This is a genomic window from Burkholderia sp. Ax-1720, assembly GCF_011753035.1.
In the GTDB taxonomy this organism is placed as follows: Bacteria; Pseudomonadota; Gammaproteobacteria; order Burkholderiales; family Burkholderiaceae; genus Burkholderia; species Burkholderia gladioli.
Window position 1 is genome coordinate 1 of record NZ_VWWK01000250.1, and the last position, 7,910, is coordinate 7,910.

Sequence of the window (7,910 nt, forward strand, 5' to 3'; positions counted from 1 at the left end):
CGGCGCGCCGCCACCACCGCCGGCCGGCGCCGCCGCGAACGACTGGGGCATGCCGCCGCCGCCACCACCGCCCCCGCCGAGGCCGGAGCCGTCGTCGGTATCGGGCGAGGCCGCCATCTTCAGGGCCTGGGTGATCTCCTGGATCATTTGCGCGATCTGCTGGAGGATCTGGATCAGCGACGAGCTGTTCGACCCGTTGCTGCCGCCCGTGCAGAGCGACATCGGATCGATCGACGGCGTCGATAAGGAATTGATGGACAGCGACATGAACGACTCCCCTGGAATGGACGGCGGCAATGCCGACTCATAGCACTATAGGGAAGTGGTCGAGGGCTTCCGTGGACAGCGCGAAGCTGCCTCCCACGAAGCGAACCGGAAGATGGGAGCAGCAGCGGCCTGTCTCCATCGAATCGGATCCGGCGATCGGTGCAGATGCGAACCGGCAAGGGCTGCACCGATCGAAACCCGGCCGGCGGCACGCGCGGCGCCGCCGGGCCGGTGCTCAGACGCCCGCGTCGATGATGCGCGGCGTCAGCAGGAACACGCGCTCGCCATGCGAGTGGTCGTCGCTGTGATACCGGAACAGCGCCCCCAGCAGCGGAATGCGCGACAGGAAGGGCACGCCGGTCACGCCGTTGGTCTGCGTGTCGGTGGTGAAGCCGGCGATCAGCAGGCTCTCGCCGAGCCCGACGAAGGCCTGCGTGTTGATCTGGCTGGTGGTGATCACCGGGATGTCGTCCACCTTCTGCTGGGTCAGCTGGCCGTCCTCGATATGCACGTTGAGCTTGATGCGCGTCTTGTCCTGGTCGCGCACGATCAGCGGCAGCACCCGCAGCGACACGCCGGTCGAGACGCTGTAGAGATCGGCCGAGGTGTAGCCCGCCACCTTCACGAAGAAGCGCGTGGTGTTGTCCATGGTCGCCTCGACGTTGTCGAGCGTGGCCACCAGCGGCGAGGCGTCGATCTTGGTCTTGTTGGTCGACTGCAGCGCGCTCACGCGGGCCATCAGGTAGCGCCCCGCGCCGCCCACCACGGCCGACAGCGCCGCGCCGCCCGGCGTCGCGTTGACGATGCTGTTGCCCGGGCCGGCCTGCTGCACGGTGCCGAAGATCGGGTTCAGCTGGCCGCCGTCGAAGCTGTTCTGCGCCTGCTGCGCATTGCCGGTCTGGAAGTCCACATGGCTGTTGTGGGCGCGCCAGTCGACGCCGATCTGCTGCAGCGTGTCGTCGTCGATCTCGATGATGTGCGCCTGGATCTCGACGATCTGCGGCCGCACGTCGAGCTGACGGATCAGCTCGCCATACTGGCCGACGCGATCGGGCGTGTCGCGGATCAGCACCGAGTTGGTGATCGGGTCGGGCTGGATCACCGGCAGGCCGTCGCTGCCGTCGGTCACGGCCACGTCGTTGCCGGAGCCGCCTCCGCCACCACCGCGCCGGCGCGTATAACCGCCGCCACCGCCGCCGCCACCGTTGTCGTAGGCGCCGCCGAACGCCTGCCCGGCCTGCCCGACCGACTGCGAGCCCATCATCGAGGGCGGCAGCGGCGGCGGCTGCACGCCGCCGCCCCCGCCCATGCCGTTGGACGAGCCCGACACGTCGTTGAGCGACTGCACGCGCTGCATGTTCGGCGTCGAGCTGGGCTGGCCGCCCGTCGAGCCCGACTTCACGCTGTACATGTTGCCGAGGATGGTGGCCACGCCCGGCACGCTGACCTTGTTGCCGTCGACCTGCACTTCGTGGTCGGTGGCCCAGGCGTTCTTCAGCTTGTAGATGCGGATCACCGAGCCGTTGCGATGGCCGGTGCTGGCGTCGAGCCGCTGCGCGATGTCGGCGATCATCTGCACGTATTGCGCGGGGCCGCTGGCCAGCACGGTGCCCGAGGCCGAATCGTAGGTGAGCGGGAAGCGCGGATCGTCCAGGCCGATCTGCTTGAGCGTGGAGCGCAGCTGGCCGATCTCGCTATGGTCGAGCTGCAGCACCTGGCGCGTCACGTCGTTCGAGCTGCTGATCGACAGCACGTTGCCGTCGTAGAACCAGACGAAGCCGAAGGTGGAGGCCAGCGTATCGAGGAAACGCTGCGGCGACAGGTCGAACCGGCCGGTGACGGTGCCCGTCACGTTCTGCGCGATCGAGGCGGCGATCCCCTGGCTGGCCGCGAAATCGCGCAGCACGTCCTTCAGGTCCTTGCCGTCGAGCTGCACGTGCACGGTGGCGCTGCGCCAGCGCACGGGGGCCGCGAACGCGGCATCGGACAGGCAGCCCGACAGCGCCGCCGCGACGCACGCGGCGGCAACAAGCTTCTTCGCTCTCATGGATGTCGATTCGGGAAGATAGAAGGGATCGGCCGGCTCAGCGCTCGAGCGTCTCGGACGGCGCTTCGCGGAACTGCTTGCGATAGCCGGTCACCAGCGTGGAGCGGCTCTGCACGCCCCAGCGGCGCGCGGTCTCCAGCACGCGCTGGTCACCCGCGTCGGCATGGTCGATCAGCGCCTCGCGGATCCGCTCCATGCGCCGGGTGCGGATCAGCTCGCTGGGCGAGAGGCCCAGGCAGCTCTTGAAGGCGCTCTGCAGCGCGCGCTCGGTCACGCCGATCTGGGTGGCGATCTCGCGCACCGAAAGGTCCGCGCGGTCGAGGTTGTCGAGCACGTAGCGATAGGCGCGGCGGTACTTGGCCGGCAGGCGCGCGCTGACGTCGTCGGGCGCGGCCTTGGGCTGGCGGTCCAGCGCCGGCGTGCGCACGTGCGAATCCTCGCGCAGGCACTGCATCGCCACCAGCGCGTAGCGGCTGTACCACTGCAGCGATTCCTGGGCGCGGCCCTGGCTTTCGCGCAGCTTGGCGGCGCAGTAGAGATACTCGAGCTGGCGATGGCCGGTATCGGAGCCGCGCACGCCCTGGTGCAGCGGCTCGACGATGGTCTGCGCCACATGCGGCGCGTCGCCGACGAAGCTGGCCAGCGCGATCTCCAGGCGCACCGCGCGCTGGTAGTCGGCGAAACCCTGCTCGCGGATGCGCTCCAGGTAGGCGCAGACATTGGCGATCGCGTCACGGTCGCCGCTGGTGACGTTGCGCAGCTCGCGCAGGTAGGCCACGCGCGCGGCCAGGAGCGGTGCGCGCACGCCGGCGGCGGCCTGCAGCGCCTCGGCGAAACCCACGCGCGGCGCGGGCAGGTAGGCCGCCGGGCTGGCCAGCGCGGCCGAGCGCCAGTAGACGTGATCCTGCAGCGCGTTGGCGCAGCGCAGCTCGTGCTGGGCGATCAGGTCGAAGCGCAGCGCGATCACCAGCTCGCGCCAGCGCGCATTGGTGGGCACTACCTCGTCGAGCGCGTCGAGCGCCTCGCGGGTGCGGCCCAGCTCGTGCAGCGCGCAGGCGATGCCGATGCGTGCCTCGATGCGGCGCGCCGGCGGCGCGTCGGCTTCCTCGGCGGCACGCGCGAAGCAGGCCAGCGCGGTGCCGATGCGATGCCGGAACAGCGCCTGCCAGGCCGCGTTGCGGCAGGTGGCGACGCGAATCTCGGCCTTCGAGCCGCGCATCCGGCGCTGGGCGCGGCGGTAGGCGTCCTCGGCCTCGGCGTCGAAGCCCAGCACCAGTTGCAGGTCGGCGTGCCACTGCAGGTCGGCCGCGGTGGCGGCAGCGGCGGAATCGTCGAGACGGCGCCCCGACTGCTGCACGGCGGCGGCGAACTCGCCGTCGAGGATCGAATCGACCGCGCGGGCCGCGATGCCGGAGCCGGCATCCTCGTCGGACGCCGCGAGCGCGGAAACCACCGGGAAATAGAGCATCGAAAACATGAAGCGACTCTCCTTGCATTTGCGCAGGGCACCGGGGCGCGGCGCCATGCGAGCAATGTAGTCGCCGGCCTGTTTTCGAACCCTCAGTTTGACTGAGTAATCTTCAGCAATAATTCCGATTTGAGAATTGCGCCCCGCGCGACGCGGCTTCGCGCGAGTCTCACGATTGCTCAGGCGCGAATCGTGCTCACCCGGTGCGATGAATCTCACCAAACATCGCCGGGGCCGACATCACTTCGCGTCGGGGCCGAAGAGCGGCAAGGTAGGTGGAGAGACGGGATGCGCCACCGGGTTCGCATCGGCCGCGTGCGCGGCGTCGGCCCAGGCGCGGAACTGCGAGGTGAAGGCCGACAGGGTGAGCTGGTCGCGCACCTGGTCGACGAACACGCCCACGAACAGCGCCAGCAGCAGCACCGCGACGGCGCCCTTGACCGGCTGCGAGAGCCCCATCAGCTCGAGCTTGCTGGCCGACTTGGCGGCGAACGCGAAGGCGAAGTCGATCAGCAGCAGGATCATCACGGCCGGCGCGGCGAGCTTGGCGACCTGCTGCATCAGCGTGTCGGTCTCTTTCAGCGCGAAAGCCTCCAGCACGCTGGATACGTCCACGCTGTGGGCCGTCAGCGGCCACCACTGATAGGACTCGTAGAGCGTGCCGAGCAGGAAGCTCATGCCGCCCAGGCTCCAGAACGCCACCGTGGCCACCTGCTGCAGCAGGGTGGCGGTGGGCGTGGCCTGCTCGTTGCGCAGCGGGTTCTGCACCTGGGCGCTGTTGTAGCCGGTCAGGTCGTCGATGTAGTAGCCGGCGCATTCGGCCACCCAGAACACCGAGGACGCCGCGAAACCCAGCACCAGCCCGATCATGCCCTCGCGCAGGCCCAGCTCGACCAGCGCCGCGCCGTGCAGCTGCTCGCCGAAGGCGAGCGGCTGGCCGTAGGCGACGAAGGTGCTGAACAGGATCACGATCGCGTTGCGCACCGGCCCCTGCAGCACGCCGTCGGCCGAGGGCGGGAAGATCGTCATGATCACGAACAGGCGCACCGAGGACACGCCGATCAGCGTCAGGTAGCCCATCACCAGGTGGGTGATGTCGGGCAGCGCGTTCAAGCTCGGGTTCATGCGGCCGCCCCTGCCTTGTCGCGCGCGCGGCGCGCCAGCACGCCGTCCTCGGCCTCGTCGTCGGCCGCGTCGTCCTCGGCGCGCTGGTAGCCGAGCCGCATCTTCGCCACGCGCTGCTCGCAGGCCTCGACGCTGCCGTTGTTGCGTGCGATCGCACGATTGGTATCGACGATCGCCTGCTGCGCCTCCTGTACCGCCTGCCAGGCCGTCTCGACCTGCGCCTCGGCGCCCTGCAGGCGCTCGACGGCGATCCCGCGCACGATCTTCAGCGCCTGGAAATCGTCCACCACGAAGGGCGTGACGCCCGTCATCATGGCCTCGACCTGGTCGTCGATCGACTGCAGCGCGGCGCGCTCCTGCTCGACGCGTTCCAGCGCCGCCGCGTGCTCGGCCTCGCGCTCGGCCAGCGCGCGGCGCAGGCCCACCAGGTGCATGCGCAACTGCTCGTTGCGCTTGCGGCGCCGGTCGCCGGCGCGCGTCAGCGCGATCGCGCGGCGGTCGCGTTTCAAACGCGCCTCGGCGCTCATGCGCCCACCCCGGCGAGTTGATGCAGGTAATTCGTGGTGTCCTCGTAGGGCGCGTAGTCGCTGGTGCGCTGGCACAGGAACTCGCGGATCACGTCGGCCTTCTCGATCGCCTCGTCGGCCACCGGGTTCTGGCCCGGCTGGTATTCGCCCACCTGCAGCAGCACCTCCACCTCGCGATGCTTGGCCATCAGCTCGCGCACGCGCGAGGCCGCGCGGTTGTGCGTGTCGGGCACCACCAGCGACATCACGCGCGACAGGCTGCCGAGCACGTCGATCGCCGGATACTGGTTGCGCGCGGCGATCTCGCGCGACAGGATCATGTGGCCGTCGAGAATGCCTCGCACTTCCTCGGCCACCGGGTCGCCGCCGGTCTCGTCCTCGGCCAGCACCGTGTAGAGCGCGGTGATCGAGCCGGTCTGGCCCATCCCGGTACGCTCCAGGAGGCGCGGCAGCTCGGCGAACACCGAGGGCGGGAAACCGCGCCGCGCCGGCGGTTCGCCCGCGGCCAGGCCGATCTCGCGGCCGGCGCGCGCGAAACGCGTCAGCGAATCCATCATCAGCAGCACGCGCAGGCCGCGGTCGCGGAAATACTCGGCGATCGCGGTGGCCGTGTGGGCGGCCTTGGCGCGCTCCATCGAGGAGCGGTCCGAGGTGGCGCACACCACCACCGAGCGCGCCATGCCCTCGGGGCCCAGGATCAGCTCGATGAATTCGCGCACTTCGCGGCCGCGTTCGCCGATCAGCGCGATCACGTTGATATCGCAGGCCGCGCCGCGCGCGAACATGCCCATCAGGGTCGACTTGCCGACCCCGGCCGGCGCGAAGATGCCCATCCGCTGCCCTTCGCCGAGCGTCATCATGGCGTCCACCACGCGCACGCCGGTGGGCATCGGCGTGTCCACCATGCGCCGCTTCATCGGGTCGGGCGGCTGCACGATCACCGGGCGCCAGTCGTCGCTGTCCAGCGGCGGGCCGCCGTCGATCGGCTCGCCCAGGCCGTCCAGCACGCGGCCGAGCAGCTGGTCGCCGACCTGGATCGACAGCGGCCGGCCCAGGCCGATCACCTGGGTGGCGCGCGAGACGTGCTCGAGCCGCGCGAACGGCGAGAGCAGCGCCACGTCGCGCGTGAAGCCGACCACCTCGGCGCGCTGCAGCAGCACGCCGTCGGGCGAGCGCAGCTCGCAGAGCTCGCCGAGCGTGACGTCGAGGCCCGACACCTTGATCACCGTGCCGACCACCTCCATCACCTTGCCGGTGCGCGCCACCGCCGGCACGGCGAGGATCTCGCGCTCGATCGCGTCGGTCAGGCGCTCGAAGTCGTCGGTGCGCGACAGCCAGGAGACGTTCATCGTCATCGCGGCTGGCCTCCCTGGGCGCCGTAGGCGTTCGGGTCATACGGCGCGTCGGCGTATGGCGCGGCCTCGTACTGCGGCTGGGCGGCGTAGGGATCATGGCCGGGCTGGGCGGCGTTCGGGTCGTGGTAGCCGGCGCCCTCGCCCGCCTCGTTGTATTGCGCCTCGCCGTATTGCGCCTCGCCCTGCTGGCCGTAAGGATCGCCCTCGGCCGGCGGTGCCTGCTCGGCTTCCACCAGGGTGCGCTTGAGCGCGCGCGAGACGGCGCCGTGCATGGCGCGCAATTGCGTGTCGAGGCTCGCGTCGACCGCGCCGAAATCGGATTCGCACACGCAGCTGCCCGGCGCGAGCCGCTTGTCGCCCACCACCGACATGGGGATCGGCCGGCCCAGTTCGCGCCAGCGCGTGGCGAGCCGGTCGAACACGTCCTTGGCGCTGTCGAGATCGTCGGGATGCACGGCCACGCGCAGGTAGGTGGCGCCGTCGACGATGCGCTCCACCGAGGCCAGCGCGCGCTCGAACAGGGCCGCGCGGTTCTCGGTCTTGACGATCTGCTCGACGGCCGAGGCCACGATGTCGGCCAGCCGCTCGCGCATGCGCACCTGCAACTGGTTCTGCGCGTGGGCCACGTCGGCGAGCCGGTCCATCCAGTCGCCGAGCGCGCGGTCGTAGCCGTCGCGATAGCCGGCCTGGGCGGCGGCCTCGCGCTCGCGGCGCGCGATGTCGAGGATCGCCTCGGCCTCGGCGCGGCCCGCCTCGACGATATGCGCGGCTTCCAGGTGGGCGGCCTCGATCAGCGCGGCGCGATCGTCGGCCAGCGCGGCATAGGCGTCCTCGAGCGTGACCAGCGAGCCGAACAGCTCGCGCGGCAACACGTCGCTCGCCGCGCCCAGCCGCGCGCGCATCGCTTCCTCGTCGGGCTGGTGCTGCGCGTCGCGCGGACGGCTCAACCAAATAGCCATGCAACCTCCGGCAGCAAATCGGGCATGCGGGCGAACAGGCGGATCGAGCCGGCCGCGTCCAGGCCGCTGGCAGCCGGCAGCGAGGCCGGCGGCGCGAAGGCGCGCGGCAGCGCGAGCCGGGTCAGCGAGGGACGGCGCCGGTCGGCCGGGTTGGCGGAATCG

The 7,910-nt window shown here is 70.6% G+C and carries 8 protein-coding genes; all 8 read right to left on the reverse strand.

Annotation, left to right across the window (positions count from 1 at the left end; translation table 11 throughout):
- The coding region (locus F3J18_RS34180) for a hypothetical protein (RefSeq protein WP_205195676.1) at window positions 1–297 on the reverse strand (297 nt) is incomplete at its 3' end.
- Window positions 298–502: 205 nt separating this feature from the next.
- Window positions 503–2,314, reverse strand: coding sequence for a type III secretion system outer membrane ring subunit SctC (sctC, locus tag F3J18_RS34185; RefSeq protein ID WP_025101009.1), 1,812 nt, complete (start codon window positions 2,312–2,314; stop codon window positions 503–505).
- Window positions 2,315–2,351: 37 nt separating this feature from the next.
- Entirely contained in the window at window positions 2,352–3,791 is a 1,440-nt protein-coding gene (locus F3J18_RS34190; RefSeq protein ID WP_025101008.1) for a helix-turn-helix transcriptional regulator, read from the reverse strand.
- Between the two features lie 231 nt (window positions 3,792–4,022).
- A complete protein-coding gene (gene sctT, locus F3J18_RS34195) occupies window positions 4,023–4,907 on the reverse strand; it encodes a type III secretion system export apparatus subunit SctT (protein ID WP_025101007.1) in 885 nt (294 codons plus the stop codon).
- Complete coding sequence (locus F3J18_RS34200) at window positions 4,904–5,416, reverse strand: type III secretion protein (protein ID WP_240154762.1); 513 nt, start codon at window positions 5,414–5,416, stop codon at window positions 4,904–4,906. Before F3J18_RS34200 ends, sctT begins: the two co-directional genes overlap by 4 nt.
- A gap of 14 nt (window positions 5,417–5,430) precedes the next feature.
- Complete coding sequence (gene sctN, locus F3J18_RS34205) at window positions 5,431–6,783, reverse strand: type III secretion system ATPase SctN (RefSeq protein WP_036054803.1); 1,353 nt, start codon at window positions 6,781–6,783, stop codon at window positions 5,431–5,433.
- A 2-nt stretch (window positions 6,784–6,785) separates the two neighbouring features.
- Window positions 6,786–7,691, reverse strand: a complete 906-nt coding sequence (gene sctL, locus F3J18_RS34210) for a type III secretion system stator protein SctL (protein WP_240156491.1) — start codon at window positions 7,689–7,691, stop codon at window positions 6,786–6,788.
- Window positions 7,692–7,732: 41 nt separating this feature from the next.
- A partial coding sequence (locus F3J18_RS34215) for a type III secretion protein HrpB4 (protein WP_275691842.1) occupies window positions 7,733–7,910 on the reverse strand: 178 nt, incomplete at its 5' end.